A 20,036-nucleotide genomic window follows, 5' to 3' on the forward strand; every position below is an offset into this window, starting at 1 on the left:
TCCTTAATGCCAGATCAGTAACACACAGGCTGCGGTCAACAACCCCATGGAAACGTTGAAGATAACCCAGGCCTTTTTGCTGCGCAGCAGGCGGCCGATCAGGGTGCCGAACGCCAGCCAGATAATGCCGGCGACGATGTTGACCACCAAAATGCCCAACGCGATCGCCGCAATGGACCCGTTGTACTTATCGCCCGCCAGGCTGAAGCTGGCCACCGCCCCCAGCGCCATCAGCCAGGCTTTCGGGTTGAGGAACTGCAGCAGCCAGCCCTGATACAGCCGCACCGGCTGCGGCGGCGCCACGTCGGTTTCCAGTTTTTCATAGGCGGCGGTGGCGACTTTCCACGCCAGCCACAGCAGGTACAGGCTGCCGAGGATTTTCAGGATCAGGTGCAGCGACGGATAAACCAGGATCAGGCTGCCGACGCCGAAGGCCACCAGCAGCAAAATGCTTTGCATGCCGAGCATGATGCCGATCATCAGCCACAGCGAACGCATAAAGCCGAAGTTGGCGCCGGAAGTGGTCAGCAGCAGGTTATTGGGGCCGGGCGTGATGGCGGCGACCCACAGGAAGCCCAGCATCGAAAGGAATAAACTCGGTTCCATGGCACGGGTGCTCCTCACCCAAGGCGCTTTTTTGCAGTATCATTGTTAATTCTTGGTATTGAAGCTAACAGTGCGCTAGGGATCTCACAATAGCCGCCCACAACATTTTACTCAGCCTATGCCTAACACCTTTCGCCCTCTGACCGGGGCCAGTAACCCGCACCTGCAAACGCTGTTGCCGCGGCTGGTGCGCCGCCGCGTATTATTGAAACCGCATTGGCAGCGGCTGGAATTGCCCGACGGCGATTTCGTCGATCTCGCCTGGAGCGAGGATCCGGCGCAGGCGCGCGACAAACCGCGTGCGGTGCTGTTCCACGGCCTGGAGGGCAGCTTCTACAGCCCCTACGCGCATGGCCTGCTCAACGCCTGGCGCGAGCGCGGCTGGCTCGGCGTGGTGATGCACTTTCGCGGCTGCAGCGGTGTGCCCAATCGCAAGCAGCGCATCTACCACTCCGGTGAAACCGAAGACGCGCGCTTCTTCCTGCGCTGGCTGCGCGACCGCTACGGCGAGGTGCCGACCGCGGCGGTCGGCGTTTCGCTCGGCGGCAACATGCTGGCCTGCTACCTGGCGCAGCAAGGCGCCGACAGCCTGCTGCAGGCGGCGGTGGTGGTCTCGGCGCCGCTGATGCTGGAGCCCTGCGCCTACCGCATGGAGCAAGGCTTTTCCCGCGTTTATCAGCGCTACCTGCTGGGGCAGCTGAAACAAAACGCCACCCGCAAGCTGTTGCACTACCCGGACACCCTGCCGCTCAAGCTGTCCCAACTGAACGGTCTGCGGCGCATCCGCGAATTCGACGACGCCATCACCTCGCGCATTCACGGCTTCAGTGACGCCACCGACTATTATCGCCGCTGCAGCGCCCTGCCGCTGTTGCCGGCTGTCCAAACGCCGCTGCTGATCATCCATGCGAAGGACGATCCCTTCATGACCCCTGAGGTGATCCCCGACGTCGCCGGCCTGCCGCGCAATATCGAATATCAGCTGACCGAGTTCGGCGGCCACGTCGGCTTCGTCGGCGGCACGCTGAAAAAACCATACATGTGGCTGGAGCATCGCATTCCGGCCTGGCTTTCCCCTTATCTGGACATCCCGACGTGATCATTCCCTGGCAAGAACTGGCAACCGACACCCTCAACAGCCTGATCGAATCTTTTGTACTGCGCGAAGGCACCGATTACGGCGAGCACGAACGCTCGCTGGAACAGAAGGTGGAGGACGTGCGCCGCCAGCTAAAAAACGGCGAAGTGGTGCTGGTGTGGTCGGAACTGCACGAGAGCGTCAACATCATGCCGCGCGGCCAGTTCCGCGCCGGGCAGGAAGAAATTTAGTGGCGATCGGTTCTATGACTGACGGAAAAAATCAGGTAACAATGGGGCATTGCAAACCAGCGCGCGCCATTTTTTCCCGAGATAGAGAGCGTCAACAAGAGCCACAATAATCCCCTGACGCCGGCGCATTCAACACGGAGTGACAACCACCATGTCTGCCAAACATCCCGTTATCGCGGTGACCGGTTCCAGCGGCGCCGGCACCACCACCACCAGCGTGGCGTTCCGCAAAATATTCCAACAACTCAACATCCGCGCCGCCGAGCTGGAGGGCGACAGCTTCCACCGCTACACCCGGCCGGAAATGGACGCGGCGATCCGCAAGGCGCGCGATCTGGGCAGACACATCAGCTATTTCGGCCCCGAGGCCAACGACTTCGGCCTGCTGCAGCAGAGCTTCATCGACTACGGCAAGAACGGCACCGGCCGCTCGCGCAAGTATCTGCATACCTACGACGAAGCGGTGCCCTACAATCAGGTGCCGGGCACCTTCACCCCGTGGGAACCGCTGCCGGCGCCGACCGACGTGCTGTTTTACGAGGGGCTGCACGGCGGTGTGGTCACCGAGCACCATGACGTGGCCAAGCACGTCGACCTGCTGGTCGGCGTGGTGCCGATCGTCAACCTGGAGTGGATCCAGAAACTGATCCGCGATACCGGCGAGCGCGGCCACTCCCGCGAAGCGGTAATGGATTCGGTGGTGCGTTCGATGGAAGACTACATCAACTACATCACGCCGCAGTTCTCGCGCACCCACATCAACTTCCAGCGCGTGCCGACGGTGGACACCTCCAACCCGTTCGCCGCCAAGGCGATTCCCTCACTGGACGAAAGCTTCGTGGTGATCCACTTCCGCGGGCTGGATCAAATTGACTTCCCCTATTTGCTGGCGATGCTGCAAGGCTCGTTTATCTCGCACATCAATACGTTAGTGGTGCCGGGCGGCAAGATGGGGCTGGCGATGGAACTGATCATGGCGCCGCTGGTGCAGCGGTTGCTGGAAGGCAAGAAGATCGAATAAACGCGTTGAGCGCGGCGCCGGGCCGCGCTCCGCCTCGATTACGCCGGTTGGCGGATCTCGAAGCTGTGGGTTACCGTGGCGGCCTTGTTGAGCATCAGCGCCACCGAGCAATATTTCTCCGCCGACAGGCTCACCGCTCGCTCGACGATCTTGTCGGTCAGGTCCTGGCCGGTAACGATGAAATGCAGGTTGATATGGGTGAACAACCGCGGAGCTTCTTCGCGGCGCTCGGAGGTCAGCTTCACCTCGCAGTCGCGCACGTCGTTGCGCCCTTTTTGCAGGATGGACACCACGTCGATCGCGCTGCAGCCGCCCACCGACATCAGCACCATCTCCATCGGGCTGGGTGCTTTATCGCCGGCGTTGCCGTCCATCAGCACCTGGTGGCCGGAGGCCGATTCACCCAAAAACGTTAACCCTTCCACCCATTTAACTCTTGCCTGCATTCTGGTCACTCCGGTTGATTTCTTAAAATCAGAGTACGCTTTCGCATAGAAACAGGCAACGTAACCTGATGCTAATCATGCTGAAGCGAGACAACACGAGACACCCGCCTTACTCTGTGCTACAAACAGAGCCGCAATAAATCTTTCCGGGACACTGAATTTCAGGGAAACGCCCAGAGAAAGGCTCCTTTACCGGTATGTTAACAGAATGTAGCTTGCAGCGCTTACGGCAAGTTAATATGCTAGAGCGACAGCGTATTTTTATGACACGCCTCAAAACTTGCCGGTAGCCCTCGCTCATGACTGTGGCTACAGGCGGGTTTTACAGGGAACTCTGACCCCTGTGACACAAGGCAGCGATAACAACAGAGGATAACAGCGAATGGTTCTCGGCAAACCGCAAACAGACCCTACTCTCGAATGGTTCCTGTCTCATTGCCATATCCACAAATATCCATCGAAGAGTACGCTGATTCACCAAGGTGAAAAGGCCGAAACGCTTTACTACATCGTGAAAGGCTCCGTCGCGGTGCTGATCAAGGATGAAGAAGGTAAAGAGATGATCCTGTCCTACCTCAACCAGGGGGATTTCATCGGCGAGCTCGGATTGTTCGAAGAAGGCCAGGAGCGCAGCGCCTGGGTTCGCGCGAAAACCGCCTGTGAAGTGGCCGAAATCTCCTACAAGAAATTCCGCCAGCTGATCCAGGTGAACCCGGACATCCTGATGCGTCTGTCCGCCCAAATGGCGAGCCGCCTGCAGGTCACCTCCGAAAAAGTGGGCAACCTCGCCTTCCTGGACGTTACCGGCCGCATCGCGCAAACCCTGCTGAATCTGGCGAAGCAACCCGACGCCATGACTCACCCGGACGGCATGCAGATCAAGATCACCCGCCAGGAGATCGGCCAGATCGTCGGCTGCTCGCGCGAAACCGTTGGCCGTATTCTGAAAATGCTGGAAGATCAAAACCTGATTTCCGCCCACGGCAAAACCATTGTCGTCTACGGCACCCGTTAATCCCTGAAGAAACGGCGCAATCTGCGCCGTTTTTTTTATCTGCTCTCTGCCATGTGGCGCCGCCTGATCTACCACCCGGAAATCAACTACGCACTGCGACAAACGCTGGTGTTGTGCCTGCCGGTGCTGTTCGGCCTGCTGATAGGCCAGCTGCAGCTCGGCCTGATGTTCTCTCTGGTGCCCGCCTGCTGCAATATCGCCGGTCTGGACACGCCGCATAAGCGCTTCTTTAAACGGCTGGTGGTTGGCGGCTCGCTGTTCGCCTTCAGCAGCGTGCTGCTGCAACAGGCACTGCTGTGGCACGTGCCGCTGCCGGCGCTGATGCTGGGCCTGGCGCTGCTGCTCGGCGTCACCGGTGAAATCAGCCCGCTGCACGCCCGGCTGTTGCCGGCGGCGCTGGTGGCCGCCATCTTCGCCCTCAGCACGGCCGGCACGGTGCCCATCTGGCAGGCGCCGCTGCTGTACGCCATCGGCACCGTCTGGTACGGCTTATTCACCTGGTTCTGGTTCAAGCTGTGGAAAGAGCAGCCGATGCGCGAGACCCTGAGCCAGCTCTACCTGGAACTGGCGGACTATTTCGAAGCCAAATACTCGCTGCTGACCCAGCACACCGATCCGCAAACCGCGCTGCCGCCGCTGCTGGTGCGCCAGCAAAAGGTGATGGATCTGATCAGCCTGTTGTACCAACAGCTTAATTTCCTGCCGCACGCCAACAACCTCGAGCAAAAGCGCCTGCAGCGCGCCTTTCAGGTGGCGATGGATCTGCAGGAGCACATCACCGTCAGCCTGCATCTGCCGGAGGAGGTGCAAAAACTGGTGGAGCAGAGCCAGGCCGAAGCGATCATTCGCCGCAACGCTCAGGTGATCGCCGGCCGGCTGCGCGTAGTGGCGCACGATATTCTCTATCATCAACATTCGAAGCGCTTCTCCATGGCCCACGAGCTGGCGGCGCTGGAAAAAATGGCGGCGCAGCATCCCGATAACCCGGTCGGCCAGTTTTGTTATTACCACTTCAGCCGCATCGCCCGCCTGCTGCGCACCCAGCATCCGCTATACCGCCGCGACCTGATGTCCGGCCAGCACCGCCTGCCGTTTTGGCCGGCGCTGGCCAGCTATCTGTCGTTCAAGTCCACCGCCCTGCGCAACGCCGCGCGGCTGGGCGTGACGCTGGCAGTCGGCAGCAGCCTGGGTGCGGTGTTCAATCTGCCGAAGCCTTACTGGATCCTGCTCACCATCATGCTGGTGAGCCAAAACGGGTATAACGCCACCCGGGTGCGTATTCAGCACCGTGCGCTGGGCACGATTGCCGGGCTTTTGCTGGCGGCCGGGCTGCTGCAGCTGCAGTTGCCGGAAGGCGAAACGCTGAGCATCATGTTGGTGATCACGCTGCTGGCCTACCTGGTTTCGCGCAAGAACTACGGGCTGTCGGTGATTGGCTTTACGGTCACGGCGGTTTACACCCTGCAGCTGCTGGCGCTGAACGGCTCGCATTTTCTGGTGCCGCGCCTGATCGATACGCTGATCGGCTGCGTGTTGGCGTTCGGCGGCACCATTTGGCTATGGCCGCAGTGGCAAAGCGGGCTGCTGCGCAAGAATGCCCATCAGGCGCTGGAGCACGATCAAACCGCGCTGCGGTTGATGCTGGAACAGCCGGAACCGGACGCCACCGCGTTGGCCTATACCCGCATGCAGGTCAACCAGGCGCACAATGCGCTATTCACCTCGCTCAATCAGGCGATGCAGGAGCCGGGGTTCGCGTCGGACTATCTGGCGGACATGCGGCTGTGGGTCACGCATAGCCAGTTCATCGTCGAGCACCTGAACGCCATGACCATTCTGGCGCGCGAACACTACATGCTGACGCCAAAACTGGCGGAAGCGTATCTGCAGGCCTGTGAAATCGCGCTGCAAAGCTGCCAACAGCGGTTGGAATACGACGGCCCGAGCAGCGGCAACAGCGGCATCATGCAGCCGCCGGATCTGCATCCGGAGATGCCCGTTACCGAGATGGAGCGCCATCTGCGGCGCATTCTGTCGCACCTGAGCGTGATGCACACCATTTCTTCGCTGGCCTGGCGCCAGCGCCCGCACCACGGCATTTGGCTCAAGCGCAAACTGCGCGATCAATAAGGGCGCGGCATGCCGCGCCCCGTTATATGCCGCGCGGGCGTCAGGCGTTGATCACATCCTGCACCGCCAGCTCGAACAGCGCCATGCCGGCCTCGATATCCTGCAGCTCCACCACCAGTGACGGCGCGAAACGAATCACGTTCGGCCCGGCATTGAGGATCATCAACCCGCGCGCGGCGGCGGCGGTGAGGAAGTCGCGCGCTCTGCCGTGATAATGCGGCGTCAGCTCGGCGCCAATCAGCAGCCCCATGCCGCGAATCGCGGTGAAAATACCGTATTTATCGCCGATATGCTGCAAAGCCTGCACATACAGCGCATGACGCTGCTCGATGCCGCTCAGCACCTCCGGCGTATTGATCACGTCCAGCGCCGCCTCCGCCACCGCGCAGGCCAGCGGGTTGCCGCCGTAGGTGGTGCCGTGGGTGCCCACCTGCATCACCGACGCAATGTCTTCGGTGGTCAGCATGGCGCTGACCGGGAAACCGCCGCCCAGCGCCTTGGCGGTGGTGAGAATGTCCGGCGTCACGCCATAATGCATATAGGCGAACAGTTTGCCGCTGCGCCCCATGCCGCTTTGCACTTCGTCGAACACCAGCAGCGCCTGATGTTGGTCGCACAGCTCGCGCACGCCTTTGAGGAAGCCGGCATCGACCGGCGTAATGCCGCCCTCGCCCTGAATCGGTTCCATCACCACCGCGCAGGTGTGGTCGTCCATCACCGCCTTCACCGCCGCCAAATCGTTGAACGGCACGTGCACGATGTCGGCCGGCTTCGGCCCGAACCCGTCGGAATATTTGGCCTGCCCGCCCACCGACACGGTGAACAGCGTGCGGCCGTGAAACGCGTTATAGAAGGCGATGATTTTGGTTTTGTAGGGGCTGTGGCGGGTGATGGCGTAATGACGCGCCAGTTTGAACGCCGCCTCGTTGGCCTCTGCGCCGGAGTTGGCGAAGAACACCCGATCGGCGAAGGTGGCGTCGATCAGTTTGCTCGCCAGGCGCAGCGCAGGCTCATTGGTGAAGACGTTGCTGGTATGCCACAGGGTTTCGCCTTGGCGTTTGAGCGCCTCGACCAGCGCCGGATGGCAGTGCCCCAGCGCCGTCACCGCGATGCCGCCGGAAAAATCGATGTACTCTTTTCCCTGTTGATCCCAGACCCGGCTGCCTTGGCCGCGCACCGGCACAAACTGGGCAGGTGCATAAACAGGCAGGATCACCTGGTCAAAGGTGCTGCGGCTCACTGCGGATTTTTCAGTCATTTTCGGCTCCACCCTGAAGGTTTTTCAGCGCTATCGTAATGTCATATTGAAAACATAATCACGAAATATGCATAAAAAACCAATCAAGCGCAAACGCAAAACGCCTGGCGGGCAAAAAAAACGCATCGGGATTAACGCTGGAGGAAATTATCCAGCAGCTGATGGCCCTGCTCGCTGAGCACGCTTTCCGGATGGAACTGCACGCCTTCCAGCGCCAAAGTGCGGTGGCGGATGCCCATAATCTCGTCGCACACGCCGTCGCGTTCGCTCCAGGCGGTCACTTCAAAACAGTCCGGCAGCGTATCGGCCTTCAGCACCAGCGAGTGGTAGCGGGTCACGGTCAGCGGATCGCTCAGGCCGCGAAACACGCCGACGCCCAGGTGACGAATCGCCGAGGTTTTGCCGTGCATCACCGCGCGGGCGCGCACCACCTCGGCGCCGAACGCCTGCCCCAGCGCCTGGTGCCCCAGGCACACGCCGAGGATCGGCAGTTTGCCGGCGAAATGACGAATGGCGGCCAGCGAGATACCCGCTTCGTTCGGGGTGCAGGGGCCAGGGGAAATCACCAGATGCTGCGGCGCCAGCCGCTCGATATCGGCCAGCTGCAGCTCATCGTTGCGCTTCACCAGCACCTCGGCGCCCAATTCGCAGAAGTACTGGTAAAGGTTATAGGTAAAGGAGTCGTAGTTATCGATCAGCAGCAGCATGTTAGGTCCGGCAGAGAAAAATGCCGCCACAGTGTACTGATTTAACCCGCCGCTGCCGACGATAATTTCCGCTTACTTTTTACGGCCGCCGGTGATCGAGCCCAGCACGCCGCGCAGGATCTGGCGGCCGAGATCGCGCGCCATGCTCTTGGCGGCGGTCTGGACAATGCCGTCGCGCTTGCCGCCGCGCGGGCCGGTGGAACCGAACAACAGCTCGCTCAAGCCGTCCATCAGGCCGCCGCCCGCCTGCTGTTGTTGCTGTTGCGCCTGCGGTTGCTGCCCCTGCTGCGGGGTGCCGACGGTGGCAAAACCGCCCGACGACAGCTTCTCGTAGGCGGACTCGCTGTCGATCATATCCTCATAGCGGCCATACAGCGGCGACTTGTTGATCGCACTGTTCAGCCCTTCCGCGCCGAGCATGCCCATTTTGGATTCCGGCGCGATCACCATCGCCCGCTCCACCACGTTCGGCCGGCCCTTCTCGTCGAGGAATGACACCAGCGCTTCACCCACGCCCAGCTCGGTGATCGCCGTTTCGGCATCGAAGGCCGGATTGGCGCGCAGGGTTTGCGCCGCCGTCTTCACCGCCTTCTGATCGCGCGGCGTGAAGGCGCGCAGCGCATGCTGCACGCGGTTACCCAGCTGGCCCAGCACGCTGTCCGGGATGTCCAGCGGGTTCTGGGTGACAAAGTAAATGCCGACGCCTTTGGAGCGGATCAGGCGCACCACCTGTTCGATCTTGGTCAGCAGCGCCGCCGGCGCGTCGTTGAACAGCAGGTGCGCCTCATCGAAGAAGAACACCAGCTTCGGCTGTTCAGGGTCGCCCACTTCCGGCAGGTGCTCGAACAGCTCAGCCAGCAGCCACAGCAGGAACACCGAATACAGCTTCGGCTGATTGATCAGCTTGTCCGCCGCCAGCAGGTTGATCACGCCGTGGCCGTTGGCGTCGGTTTTCATCAGATCGTTGATGTCGAGCATCGGCTCGCCGAAGAACTGGTCAGCGCCCTGCTCTTCCAGCGTCAGCAACCCGCGCTGAATAGCGCCGATCGACGCGGCAGAGATATTGCCGTACTGAGTCTGGAATTGTTTGGCGTTGTCGCCGACGAACTGCAGCATGGTGCGCAAATCCTTCATGTCCAGCAACAGCAGCGCGTTGTCATCGGCGATCTTGAACACCAGCTGCAGCACGCCGCTTTGCACCTCGTTCAGATCCAACAGGCGCCCCAGCAGCAGCGGCCCGAGATCGGAAATCGTGGCGCGGATCGGGTGCCCCTTTTCACCGTAAATATCCCACGGGATAATGGTGCAGGCCTGCGGCTGCCAGTCGCTGACGCCGATCGCCGCCAGGCGCGCCTGCAGTTTCTCGGAAGGCACGCCCTCGGCGCCGATGCCGGACAGATCGCCCTTCACGTCCGCCAGGAACACCGGCACGCCGATGCGCGAGAACTGTTCGGCCATTTTCTGCAGCGTCACCGTCTTGCCGGTGCCGGTTGCCCCGGTGATCAGCCCGTGGCGGTTGGCCAACGCCGGCAAAATCACCAGATCCTGCTCCGGTTTTCCGTCTTTCATCGCTTTGGCGATAATCCGTGGTTCACTCATTTTCTGTTCCTTTGACGCTGACGCGGCGCGAAACGCGCCTGTGGATGCAATAAAGCTATAAGCGCCGCGTAACCCCGTCAAGGACAAACAAAAAGGGCGCCGTCGGGGCCTGATGAATTCAGATTGCGCTTAGCGTCAAAGCGCCTTTGCTTGAACAATAAAGCACCAGTGCTATAGTGAGCATTACGCTGTATATACGAGGTAAATACCATGTCTGAATCTACCGTGGTAATCCGCGTGGATGAAGAGTTAAAAACCGCTTTCGCCAGCGCGGCAAAGGCCGCCGATCGCACGGCTTCGCAACTGCTGCGTGATTTCATGCGCGAGTTTGTCCGCCGCCAGGCGCAACAGGAAGAGTACAACCAGTGGTTAAAGGAAAAGGTCGAGGTAAGCCGCAAGGCGTTGCGTGAAGGCAAATTCGCCGACGATGAAGAGGTGGCCGCTTATTTCGCCGAACGCAGAGCCAAATCAACGCGATAAAACACAAAAGGACTTTTGTGAAACTGACATGGACGGAACCCGCCATCGCCGATCGTCTGGCGATTTATGAATGGTTGGAACTTAAAAATCCGGCCGCCGCCGCAGAAAATGATGCAAAAATCGCTGACGCGGCGGCACGCCTCGTGCATCATCCCGCCAGCGGGAAAACGGGGCGGATAGCGGTACGCGCGAGCTGGTCATCTCCCCGTCCTATTTGCTGGTCTATGAATGGGCGGCTCAACGCGTCATCGTATTGGCCATCGTGCATACTCGCCGTCGGTGGCCGCCGGCATAGTCACCCCCGCAGCCCCAACTGCTCCTTCAGCGCTTTCAAATAGCGCCGGCTGACCGGCACCGGATCGCCTGCCGACATGATCATCTCCGCCGCGCCTCCCTCTTCGAAGCGGATCTCGCGCACCTGCTCCAGATTGACCAGATACTGCCGATGGCAGCGCACCAGCGGCGTACGGCTTTCCAGCGTGCGCAGCGTCAGCTCGGTGAAACACTCCATGCCGTCGCTGCGCACCACGAAGACCCCGCTCAGTTTGGAGCGGATCGCCAGCACTTCGTCGAAGCGCAGCAGATAGATGCGGCTGTGGCCGGTGCAGGGAATGTATTTCAGGTAACCGGCGCTCTCTTCCAGCGCCGCCACGTCCTGCGGCGCACTGCGCTGCCGCAGACGTTGCAGCGTCTTGCTCAGCCGCTTCGGCTCCGCCGGCTTCAGCAGATAGTCGAAGGCGTGCTCCTCGAATGCCTGCACCGCGTATTCGTCGTAGGCGGTCAGAAACACGATGTGCGGCATGCGGTTGGGATCCAGCATGCCGACCATTTCCAGCCCGCTGATGCGCGGCATCTGGATATCGAGAAACACCACGTCCGGCTGCAGCCGGTGGATCTGGCTGATGGCTTCAATGGCGTTGGCGCACTCGCCGATAATCGCGATCCCCGCTTCAGCTTCCAGCAGGTGGCGCAGGTTGTCGCGCGCGGAAGGTTCATCGTCAACAATCAGTGCGTTTAACATCAGGCGGCCCTCTCCATGGGAACATTGAGCGTAATGCGGGTGTAGGCGTCCGGCTGGCAATCCACCTGCACGCCATAGCCTTCGCCGTAGCGCACGCGAATGCGTTTATCCACCAGGTTCATCCCCAGCCCGCTGCAGTTCGGCTTCGGCTGGAACAGCCCGGCGTTGTCCGTCACCTGCAGCAGCAGATGCTCCCCTTCGCAGCAGGCGCCGATTTCGATGCGGCCCACGCCCAGCAGATGCGAGGTGCCATGCTTGATGGCGTTCTCGACGATCGGCTGCAGCGAGAACGCCGGCAGCCGCACCGCCAACAGCGCCTCCGGCAGCGATACCGCGATCTCCAGCCGATCGGCGAAGCGCGCTTTCTCGATCTGCAGGTAGGCGTTCACGTGTTCAATCTCGTCCGCCAGGCTGACTTCGTCATCCGAGCGTTTGAGGTTTTTACGAAAGAAGGTCGAGAGAGACTGCACCAGATCGCAGGCGCGTTCGCCATCGCGGCGGATCACCGCCACCAGAGTATTCAAGGCATTGAACAGGAAATGCGGATTGACCTGCGCATGCAGCAGCTTGATCTCCGACTGCGCCAGCAGCTGCTTGTGGCGCTCGTACTGTCCGGCCATGATCTGCGCCGACAGCAGGCTGGCGATGCCTTCGCCCAGCGTACGGTTGATGGTGCTGAACAGCTGGCTTTTCGGCTCATACAGCTTGATGGTGCCGATCACCCGCTGATTTTCGCCGCGCAGCGGGATCACCAGCGTCGATCCCAGCTTGCAGGCCGGATTGATCGAGCAGCAGTAAGAGAGCTGATTGCCGTCGGCGTACACCACCTCGTTGTTGTCGATGGCGCGATGCGAATGCACCGAGGCGATCGGCGTGCCCGGCAGGTGGTGGTCGTCGCCGATGCCGATAAACGCCAGCAGCTTGTCGCGATCGGTGATCGCCACCGCGCCGATGCCCAGCTCCTGATAGATCACCCGGGCGACCTTCATGCTGTTCTCCTGATCGAAGCCCTGCCGCAGGATGCCCTCGGTGCGCTCGGCGATCTTCAGCGCCTTGGAAGAGAAGGCGCTGGTGTATTTTTCGAACATCGCGCGCCGATCCAGCAGGATTTGCATGAACATCGCCGCACCGACGGTATTGGCGATCATCATCGGCAGCGCGATGTGCTCCACCAGCTGCAACGCTTCGTCGTAGGGGCGCGCCACCGCCAGGATGATCGCCATCTGCAGCACTTCCGCCACCAGCGCCACGCCGCCGACAAACAGCGGATTGAACAGCAGCTCGATGCGCCCGCGGCGCATGGCGATGCTGTGTACGATGCCGCCGACCAGGCCTTCCGACACCGTGGAAATCGCGCAGGCCACGTCGGTCATGCCGCCGAGCGTATAGCGGTGCAGGCCGCCGGTCAGCCCGACCAGAAAGCCCACCGACGGCCCGCCCAGCAGACCGCCCAGGACCGCGCCTATCGCGCGGGTGTTGGCGATCGAATCCTGAATGTGCAGCCCGAAATAGGTGCCCATGATGCAGAACACCGAGAAGATCACGTAGCACAGCAGCTTGTGCGGCAGGCGGATGGTCACCTGCATCAGCGGGATGAACAGCGGGGTTTTGCTCAGCAGATAGGCGATAACGAGATAGACGCACATCTGCTGCAACAGCAACAGCACCTGGTTAAATTCATACATGGCAGCAACTCATCCAGAGACAACAAAGGGCGAACGCCGGATTTCCGGTCTGATTATTGTCTGCAGATTAGAGCATGAGGCGCGGGAGAAAACAGTGATGAAGGCAAGGCTTCGAGAGGAAGGAGCGGCCGACCCCAACGGGATCGGCCAAAAAACTTACGGCAGCACCTTGGCCGACAGAATCACCACCGGTTTGGTCGGCACATTCTGGTAAGGGCCGACGTTGCCGGTTGGCACCTGGGCAATTTTGTCCACCACGTCCATGCCTTTCACCACTTTGCCGAACACCGCGTAGCCGAAGTCACGCTGGCCATGATCCAGGAAGGCGTTATCCGCCACGTTCAGGAAGAACTGGCTGGTGGCGCTGTCCTTGTCGGCGGTGCGCGCCATCGAGATGGTGCCGCGCAGGTTGCGCAAGCCGTTGTCGGCTTCGTTCTTGATCGGCGCCTTGGTGGATTTTTGCTGCATGTCAGCGGTGAAACCGCCGCCCTGGATCATAAAGCCCGGGATCACGCGATGGAAAATGGTGTTGTTGTAGTACCCGCTGTTCACGTAATCGACGAAGTTCTGGGTGGAAACCGGTGCCTTCTGGCTATCGAGCGCCAACTCGATATTCCCCGCCGAGGTCGTCAGCATGACGTGGGTCTCACCGGCGGCGAGTGCGGCTGGCGCCATCGCTGTGAGGGAACACAGCGCGACGAAGGTCACTAAAGTACGTTTGAACATTAACGGGTCCTTTCTCTGAGAGACAAACAACGGAAAAGCGCTTTGATTCTAAAGAGCTGTATCGGCAAGTACCAGCCATTTACCTATATTTACCCAATTACGGGACATATCCTAGGCGGCCCTGAATTTTGCTGCGGAAAGTATGGGCGCAGAAGGCTTTTTTGCCAACCGCATCACGCATTTTTTGCCCCGCGCCGCCCTGGGTTGGTTTTTGCGATCTGCCTCCCAGTTTGCACACGCATTGTCGTTACTCTATATAAATGAGAGCGCTCTCATTATAAAAAGAGCGGATACTGAAGCATCCCACGGCGGCGTCGCCGCGCAACCCCTGGAGAAATGACGTGAGTGAACTGATGACTGAAGTCAGCCCCGAGTTTGAAAGCACCATCATGGAACTGCTGGTGTTCTCCGGCAGCGCGCGCAGCAATGCGCTGATGGCGCTGCGGCAAGCGCGCGCCGGCGATTTCGCCGCCGCGGCCAGGCACATGGCCGAGTCCAAAGAGTGGGTGAAGAAAGCACACCTGATCCAGACCGAGCTGATCGGCCTGGACGAAGGCTGCGGCAAACTGGCGATCAACCTGATCACCGTGCATGCGCAGGATCATCTGATGAACGCCATGGTGATCCAGGATCTGGCCGACGACATGATCGAGCTCTATCGCCGTCAGTCGCAGACGGAGGGCCGCCCATGAGCGCACTCAAAATCGCCGTGATCGGCGGCGGCAGCAGCTACACTCCCGAGCTGGTCGATGGGCTGATCCAGCGCATTGAGGAGCTGCCGGTCACCGAACTGGCGCTGGTGGACGTCGAACCGGGCCGGCAAAAAGTGGAAACCATCGCCGCCCTGACCCGCCGCATGCTGGCGCGCCACGGGCTGGAGCAGGTGAAGGTCAGCGTGCACTTTGCGCTGGACGACGCCATTCGCGGCGCCGCCTTCGTGCTGACCCAGTTCCGCGTCGGGCAACTGCCGGCGCGCGCCGCCGACGAACGGCTGGGCCTGAAATACCAGCTGCTCGGCCAGGAGACCACCGGCGTCGGCGGCTTCGCCAAGGCGCTGCGCACCATCCCGGTGATGCTGGACATCGCTCGCCGGGTGGAAAAACTGGCGCCGGACGCCTGGATCATCAACTTCACCAACCCGGCCGGCATCGTCACCGAGGCGGTGTCCCGCTTTACCAAAGCGAAGATCATCGGCCTGTGCAACGTGCCGATCAGCATGCATCACATGATCGCCAACATGCTGCAGGCGCCTTACGCCGACGTGCAGCTGCGCTTCGCCGGCCTGAACCACATGGTCTGGGTGCATCAGGTCACGCAGCAGGGGCGCGACGTCACCGCCAAGGTGATCGACATGCTGTGCGACGGCGCGGCGCTGACCATGAACAACATCAAGGAAGAGCCCTGGCAGCCGGACTTCCTGCGCGCGATCGGCGCCATCCCCTGCCCCTACCACCGCTATTTTTACCAGACCCGCGAGATGCTGGCGGAAGAGATGGCCGCCGCCGGCGAGCGCGGCACCCGCGCCGAGCAGGTGATGCAGGTGGAGAAAGAGCTGTTCGAGCTGTATGCCGATCCGCAGCTGAACACGAAACCGGAGCAGCTCAGCTTCCGCGGCGGTTCTTTCTATTCCGAAGTTGCGCTGGAGCTGATTCGTGCTATCCATAATAATCTCGGCACGCAATTAGTGGTCAACACCGCAAACCGCGGCGCTATCCATGGCCTGCCGGGCGATGCTGTGATAGAAATCAACTGTATCGTTGATGCTCAGGGCGCGCACCCGCTGACCTTCGGCCCGCTGCCAGAGCCGATGCAGGCCCTAACGCAGCAGGTGAAAGCCTACGAACGTCTGACCATCGAGGCGGCGGTGCACGGCGATCGCCGCAGCGGGTTGCTGGCGCTGATCGCCAACCCGTTGGTGGGCAACGCCAACCTGGCGCAGCCGCTGCTGGAAGAAGTGTTGACGATAAACGCGCCGTATTTACCGCAGTTCAGGTAAGCGGCTATACGCAGCCAGACAGGGGTTCGGCGCGCCGAACCCATTTTTTTAGCCGTAATTCAGGAGTGGGACGATGGTGACACTGGAAGATGTCGCGGCGCTGGCGGGCGTTTCGCGCGCCACCGTATCGCGCGTGGTGAACGGCGACAGCAACGTCAAGGCGCCGACCCGCGAGAAGGTTGAACGCGCCGTTGCCCAGCTCGGTTACACCCCCAACCCGGCGGCCCGCGCGCTCGCCTCCAGCCACAGCAATACCCTTGGGCTGGTCACCACCTCGTACCGCGGCGGCTTTTTCGGCGCGCTGATGGACTTCGTGCAGACCGAGGCCGAATCCCACGGCAAACAGCTGCTGGTGACCCAGGGCCGCAACAGCGCCGAAAACGAATGGCAGGCGGTGCAGCGGCTATTTAGCCTGCGCTGCGACGGCGTGATCCTGCACGTGCGTTTTCTCAGCGACGATCGGCTGCGCCAATTGGCGGCGGAGCAACGTGATTTCGTGTTGCTCGATCGTCTGGTGCCGGGGCTGGAAGACCGCTGCGTCACCTTCGATCACCCGCTCGCCAGCCGCATGGCGACGCAGCAGCTGCTCGATGCCGGGCACCGGCGCATCGCCTGCATCAGCGGCCCGCGTGAACGCCCGTCGAGCCGCCTGCGGCTGCAGGGATTTGAAGAGGCGATGCAGGCGGCGAATATCGATCCGGTGGCCTGCCTGGAGGGCGTCTACGATCTGGAAAGCGGTTACCGCTGCGCCGATCGGCTACTGCGGCAAGCCGCGCGGCCCAGCGCCATCTACTGCTGCAACGAAGAGATGGCGATCGGCGCGCTGCTGGCGATCAACGAACACCGCCTGCGGGTGCCGCAGGATATCTCCTTGATCTGCTACGACAGCGGCGAACGCGCGCCTTTCGTGCGCCCGGCGTTGAGCAGCGTACATTTTCCCATCAGCGAGATGGCCCAATACGCGGCGCGCAGGTTGATCGACCCCGCCACCCCGGCGCACCGGTTTGAGCCGACGATCGTCAACCGTGATTCCGTTGTGACGGTACGCAAATAGATCACAATAATGCACACCGGCCCTTCATGGGTTACATCAAAAAATCGACAGCCATCACAAAAAATCCCGTTGTCTGTGCTAGGATCCGCCCCCTGGTGGCCTGATCGGGACTTTTTTCTGCGTTTGCCAGGAAAAGCCAGCGGCCTTATGCCAGCGTTAAAACCTCTAACAGACATATTCAGGCCTATACAATGAATGACAGTAACCGCATACGGCTTACCTGGATCAGCTTCTTTTCGTACGCGCTGACCGGTGCTTTAGTGATCGTCACAGGGATGGTGATGGGAAACATTGCAGAGTACTTTAATCTGCCGGTTTCCAGCATGAGCAACACCTTTACTTTCCTCAACGCCGGCATTTTGATTTCGATCTTCCTCAATGCCTGGCTGATGGAAATCATCCCGCTGAAGCGTCAGCTGATCTTCGGCTTTGTCCTGATGGTGCTGGCGGTCGCCGGGCTGATGCTCGGCAAGAGCCTGACCATGTTCTCGCTGTGCATGTTTATCCTCGGCGTGGTTAGCGGTATCACCATGTCGATCGGCACCTTCCTGATCACCCACATGTATGCCGGCCGCCAGCGCGGTTCGCGCCTGTTGTTCACCGACTCCTTCTTCAGCATGGCCGGGATGATCTTCCCGATCGTCGCCGCGATGCTGCTGGCCCGCCATATCGGCTGGTACTGGGTTTATGCCTGCATCGGCCTGCTGTACGTGGGGATCTTCGTGCTGACCCTGTGCTCCGAATTCCCGGTGCTGGGCAAGAAAGGCGCCGACGCCGGCCAGCCGGTCGAGAAAGAAAAATGGGGCATCGGCGTGCTGTTCCTGTCGATCGCCGCGCTGTGCTACATCCTCGGCCAGCTGGGCTTCATTCAGTGGGTGCCTGAGTACGCCACCAAGTCGTTCAACATGGACATCGGCCAGGCCGGTAAGCTGGTGAGCGACTTCTGGACCTCTTACATGGTCGGCATGTGGGTGTTCAGCTTCATCCTGCGCTTCTTCGATCTGCAACGCATCGTGACCGTGCTGGCCGCACTGGCTACCGGCGCGATGTACCTGTTCGTCAGCACCGACAACCCGGAGCACCTGGGCTACTACATCATGGCCCTGGGCTTCGTTTCCAGCGCCATCTACACCACGCTGATCACCCTCGGCTCGCTGCAGACCAAGGTCTCCTCGCCGAAGCTGGTCAACTTTATCCTGACCTGCGGCACCATCGGCACCATGTTGACCTTCGTGGTTACCGGCCCGATCGTGGCGAAAGGCGGCGCGCACGCGGCGCTGACCACCGCCAACGGCCTGTATTTGGCGGTGTTCGTGATGTGCCTGCTGCTGGGCTTCGTGACCAAGCACCGCAGCCACGGCCACGTGACGCACTGATTTCTTCGCATCAAAGACATCAGGGGCGCCCGCAAGGCGCCCTTTTTTTGCGCCTTAACGCCGAAAATCCACCGTTTCATCCTGCTGCAGATGCAGCGTGGTTTCCGCCGGCCGCGTTTCGGCGATCACCGCCCCCTGGCGAATCGAGTAGCGCACCGGCGTCTGGCGGCGCACCGCGTCGAAGCCGCTTTCCGCCGGCAGGATCACCAGGTTGGCGCTGTTGCCGGCCGCCAGGCCGTAGTCGCTCAGGTTAAGGGTGCGCGCGCTGTGGCTGGTGATCAGCTTCAGCCCGTCGTCGATCTGGCCATAGCCCATCAGCTGGCACACGTGCAGCCCCATATGCAGCACCTGCAGCATGTTGGCGGTGCCGAGCGGATACCAGGGATCGAACACGTCGTCGTGGCCGAAGCAGACGTTGATCTGCGCCTCCAGCATCTCCTTCACCCGCGTTACGCCGCGCCGTTTCGGGTAGCTGTCGAAACGGCCCTGCAGGTGAATGTTCACCAGCGGATTGGCGACGAAGTTGATGCCGGACATTTTCAGCAGGCGGAACAGCCGCGAGGCGTAAGCGCCGTTGTAAGAGTGCATCGCCGTGGTGTGGCTGGCGGTGACTTTCGCCCCCATCTCCAGCTTCAGCGCCAGCGCCGCCACGGTCTCGACGAAGCGCGATTGCTCGTCGTCGATCTCATCGCAGTGCACGTCCACCAGCCGATCGTATTTTTGCGCCAGCGCAAACGCCTTATGCAGCGATTCCACGCCGTACTCGCGGGTGAATTCGAAATGCGGAATGGCGCCCACCACGTCGGCCCCCAGCCGCAGCGCCTCTTCAAGCAGCGCTTCGCCGTTGGGGTAGGAAAGGATCCCCTCCTGCGGGAAGGCGACGATCTGCAGCGTCACCCAGGGCGCCACCTCCTGTTTCACCTCCAGCATGGCGCGCAGCGCGGTCAGCGTGGGATCGGAAACGTCGACGTGGGTGCGCACATACTGCACGCCGTTGGCGATCTGCCACTTGAGCGTTTGCCAGGCGCGCTGTTTGACATCTTCATGGGTCAGCAACGCTTTGCGTTCGGCCCAGCGCTCAATGCCCTCGAACAGCGTGCCGGACTGGTTCCAAGCCGGCTGACCGGCGGTTTGCGTGGTATCCAGGTGAATATGCGGTTCGACGAACGCCGGCAGCGCCAGCCCGCCCTGCGCATCCAACACGTCGCTGCGCCACTCCTGCCCTTCCGGCTGCGGCACCAGATGCGCGATGCGCCCCTGCTCAATCGCCAGTTGCCACAATCCTTCATGCCCGCTTAAACGCAGGTTATCGATAAACTTCAATGGACGTTTCGCCACCCTTCACCTCTGCCGTTGCGCTGGTTTTCTTCATCATACTGGCAGCGGATCGCGCTGACAAAGTCACCGTTGCCTGCCTACCCCCTGTGTTTACTCCCTGCGGGGTAGTTTGCATGCAAACTGACTCGCTTCAGCTAAAGGTGAATAAAATCCGCAACTTATCAAAAAACGTGAAAAATCATCCATATACCACGTTAGAGGTATATGAGGGTGTGATTGATTTGCATCAATAAATTGCCCATTGGGAGA

At 60.9% G+C, this 20,036-nt stretch carries 20 protein-coding genes; 11 read left to right on the forward strand and 9 right to left on the reverse strand.

Translation table 11 applies throughout. From position 1 onward, the window contains the following. Positions 1-3: 3 nt before the first annotated feature. Positions 4-606 (reverse strand): LysE family translocator, encoded by a 603-nt coding sequence (locus tag SSARUM_RS22180; protein WP_033649306.1) that lies wholly within the window; start codon positions 604-606, stop codon positions 4-6. Between the two features lie 118 nt (positions 607-724). Here SSARUM_RS22180 and SSARUM_RS22185 point away from each other — a divergent pair, with 118 nt between their 5' ends. The 3 genes from SSARUM_RS22185 (at position 725) to SSARUM_RS22195 (ending at position 2,956) form a co-directional block, all read left to right on the forward strand. Continuing rightward, a complete protein-coding gene (locus SSARUM_RS22185) occupies positions 725-1,705 on the forward strand; it encodes a hydrolase (RefSeq protein ID WP_033649307.1) in 981 nt (326 codons plus the stop codon). Next, complete coding sequence (locus SSARUM_RS22190; protein WP_004930376.1) at positions 1,702-1,935, forward strand: YheU family protein; 234 nt, start codon at positions 1,702-1,704, stop codon at positions 1,933-1,935. Before SSARUM_RS22185 ends, SSARUM_RS22190 begins: the two co-directional genes overlap by 4 nt. Positions 1,936-2,086: 151 nt before the next feature. Then, complete coding sequence (locus SSARUM_RS22195) at positions 2,087-2,956, forward strand: phosphoribulokinase (RefSeq protein ID WP_004930374.1); 870 nt, start codon at positions 2,087-2,089, stop codon at positions 2,954-2,956. A 38-nt stretch (positions 2,957-2,994) separates the two neighbouring features. On the opposite strand, the gene SSARUM_RS22200 is transcribed toward SSARUM_RS22195, so the two are convergent. Next, positions 2,995-3,402, reverse strand: coding sequence for an OsmC family protein (locus tag SSARUM_RS22200; protein ID WP_033649308.1), 408 nt, complete (start codon positions 3,400-3,402; stop codon positions 2,995-2,997). A gap of 382 nt (positions 3,403-3,784) precedes the next feature. Between SSARUM_RS22200 and crp the strand changes: the two genes are divergently transcribed. Both crp and SSARUM_RS22210 read left to right on the forward strand, forming a co-directional pair. Beyond that, on the forward strand, positions 3,785-4,417 hold the full coding sequence (crp, locus tag SSARUM_RS22205; protein WP_004090925.1) for a cAMP-activated global transcriptional regulator CRP: 633 nt from the start codon (positions 3,785-3,787) through the stop codon (positions 4,415-4,417). A gap of 51 nt (positions 4,418-4,468) precedes the next feature. Next, complete coding sequence (locus SSARUM_RS22210) at positions 4,469-6,547, forward strand: YccS/YhfK family putative transporter (RefSeq protein WP_060431178.1); 2,079 nt, start codon at positions 4,469-4,471, stop codon at positions 6,545-6,547. A 40-nt stretch (positions 6,548-6,587) separates the two neighbouring features. Here the strand turns inward: SSARUM_RS22210 and argD are convergent, their stop codons facing one another. The 3 genes from argD to SSARUM_RS22225 all read right to left on the reverse strand — a co-directional run bounded on the left by argD (position 6,588) and on the right by SSARUM_RS22225 (position 10,111). Then, complete coding sequence (gene argD, locus SSARUM_RS22215; RefSeq protein ID WP_033649310.1) at positions 6,588-7,805, reverse strand: bifunctional acetylornithine/succinyldiaminopimelate transaminase; 1,218 nt, start codon at positions 7,803-7,805, stop codon at positions 6,588-6,590. A gap of 131 nt (positions 7,806-7,936) precedes the next feature. Then, complete coding sequence (locus tag SSARUM_RS22220; protein ID WP_033636278.1) at positions 7,937-8,512, reverse strand: aminodeoxychorismate synthase component II; 576 nt, start codon at positions 8,510-8,512, stop codon at positions 7,937-7,939. Between the two features lie 72 nt (positions 8,513-8,584). Beyond that, complete coding sequence (locus SSARUM_RS22225; RefSeq protein WP_043148392.1) at positions 8,585-10,111, reverse strand: helicase HerA-like domain-containing protein; 1,527 nt, start codon at positions 10,109-10,111, stop codon at positions 8,585-8,587. 210 nt (positions 10,112-10,321) lie between these two features. On the opposite strand from SSARUM_RS22225, the gene SSARUM_RS22230 reads away from it, so the two are divergent. After that, positions 10,322-10,591, forward strand: coding sequence for a hypothetical protein (locus tag SSARUM_RS22230; RefSeq protein WP_043148391.1), 270 nt, complete (start codon positions 10,322-10,324; stop codon positions 10,589-10,591). A gap of 17 nt (positions 10,592-10,608) precedes the next feature. Then, complete coding sequence (locus SSARUM_RS22235) at positions 10,609-10,929, forward strand: type II toxin-antitoxin system RelE/ParE family toxin (protein ID WP_225845547.1); 321 nt, start codon at positions 10,609-10,611, stop codon at positions 10,927-10,929. Here SSARUM_RS22235 and btsR read toward each other — a convergent pair. From btsR to ppiA, 3 genes are all read right to left on the reverse strand, one after another. Then, entirely contained in the window at positions 10,887-11,612 is a 726-nt protein-coding gene (gene btsR, locus SSARUM_RS22240) for a two-component system response regulator BtsR (protein WP_048322006.1), read from the reverse strand. The two genes, SSARUM_RS22235 and btsR, sit on opposite strands and share 43 nt — an antisense overlap. Then, positions 11,612-13,297: a sensor histidine kinase gene (locus SSARUM_RS22245; protein ID WP_048322007.1), complete on the reverse strand. Its 1,686-nt coding sequence runs from the start codon at positions 13,295-13,297 to the stop codon at positions 11,612-11,614. Before SSARUM_RS22245 ends, btsR begins: the two co-directional genes overlap by 1 nt. Before the next feature lie 156 nt (positions 13,298-13,453). Next, positions 13,454-14,023, reverse strand: coding sequence for a peptidylprolyl isomerase A (gene ppiA / locus SSARUM_RS22250; RefSeq protein ID WP_033636286.1), 570 nt, complete (start codon positions 14,021-14,023; stop codon positions 13,454-13,456). A 353-nt stretch (positions 14,024-14,376) separates the two neighbouring features. Between ppiA and SSARUM_RS22255 the strand changes: the two genes are divergently transcribed. The 4 genes from SSARUM_RS22255 to tsgA all read left to right on the forward strand — a co-directional run bounded on the left by SSARUM_RS22255 (position 14,377) and on the right by tsgA (position 18,449). After that, positions 14,377-14,715: a PTS lactose/cellobiose transporter subunit IIA gene (locus tag SSARUM_RS22255; protein WP_039569261.1), complete on the forward strand. Its 339-nt coding sequence runs from the start codon at positions 14,377-14,379 to the stop codon at positions 14,713-14,715. Continuing rightward, positions 14,712-16,019, forward strand: a complete 1,308-nt coding sequence (locus tag SSARUM_RS22260; RefSeq protein ID WP_060431174.1) for a 6-phospho-beta-glucosidase — start codon at positions 14,712-14,714, stop codon at positions 16,017-16,019. The genes SSARUM_RS22255 and SSARUM_RS22260 overlap by 4 nt, the downstream gene beginning before the upstream one ends. A 73-nt stretch (positions 16,020-16,092) precedes the next feature. Continuing rightward, on the forward strand, positions 16,093-17,073 hold the full coding sequence (locus SSARUM_RS22265; RefSeq protein ID WP_033654859.1) for a LacI family DNA-binding transcriptional regulator: 981 nt from the start codon (positions 16,093-16,095) through the stop codon (positions 17,071-17,073). A gap of 191 nt (positions 17,074-17,264) precedes the next feature. Further along, complete coding sequence (gene tsgA / locus SSARUM_RS22270) at positions 17,265-18,449, forward strand: MFS transporter TsgA (RefSeq protein ID WP_033636290.1); 1,185 nt, start codon at positions 17,265-17,267, stop codon at positions 18,447-18,449. 54 nt (positions 18,450-18,503) lie between these two features. On the opposite strand, the gene SSARUM_RS22275 is transcribed toward tsgA, so the two are convergent. Further along, positions 18,504-19,772, reverse strand: a complete 1,269-nt coding sequence (locus tag SSARUM_RS22275) for a cytosine deaminase (RefSeq protein ID WP_033649318.1) — start codon at positions 19,770-19,772, stop codon at positions 18,504-18,506. Positions 19,773-20,036: the final 264 nt, after the last annotated feature.

Origin of the sequence: Serratia sarumanii, from assembly GCF_029962605.1 — a bacterium.
In the GTDB taxonomy this organism is placed as follows: Bacteria; Pseudomonadota; Gammaproteobacteria; order Enterobacterales; family Enterobacteriaceae; genus Serratia; species Serratia sarumanii.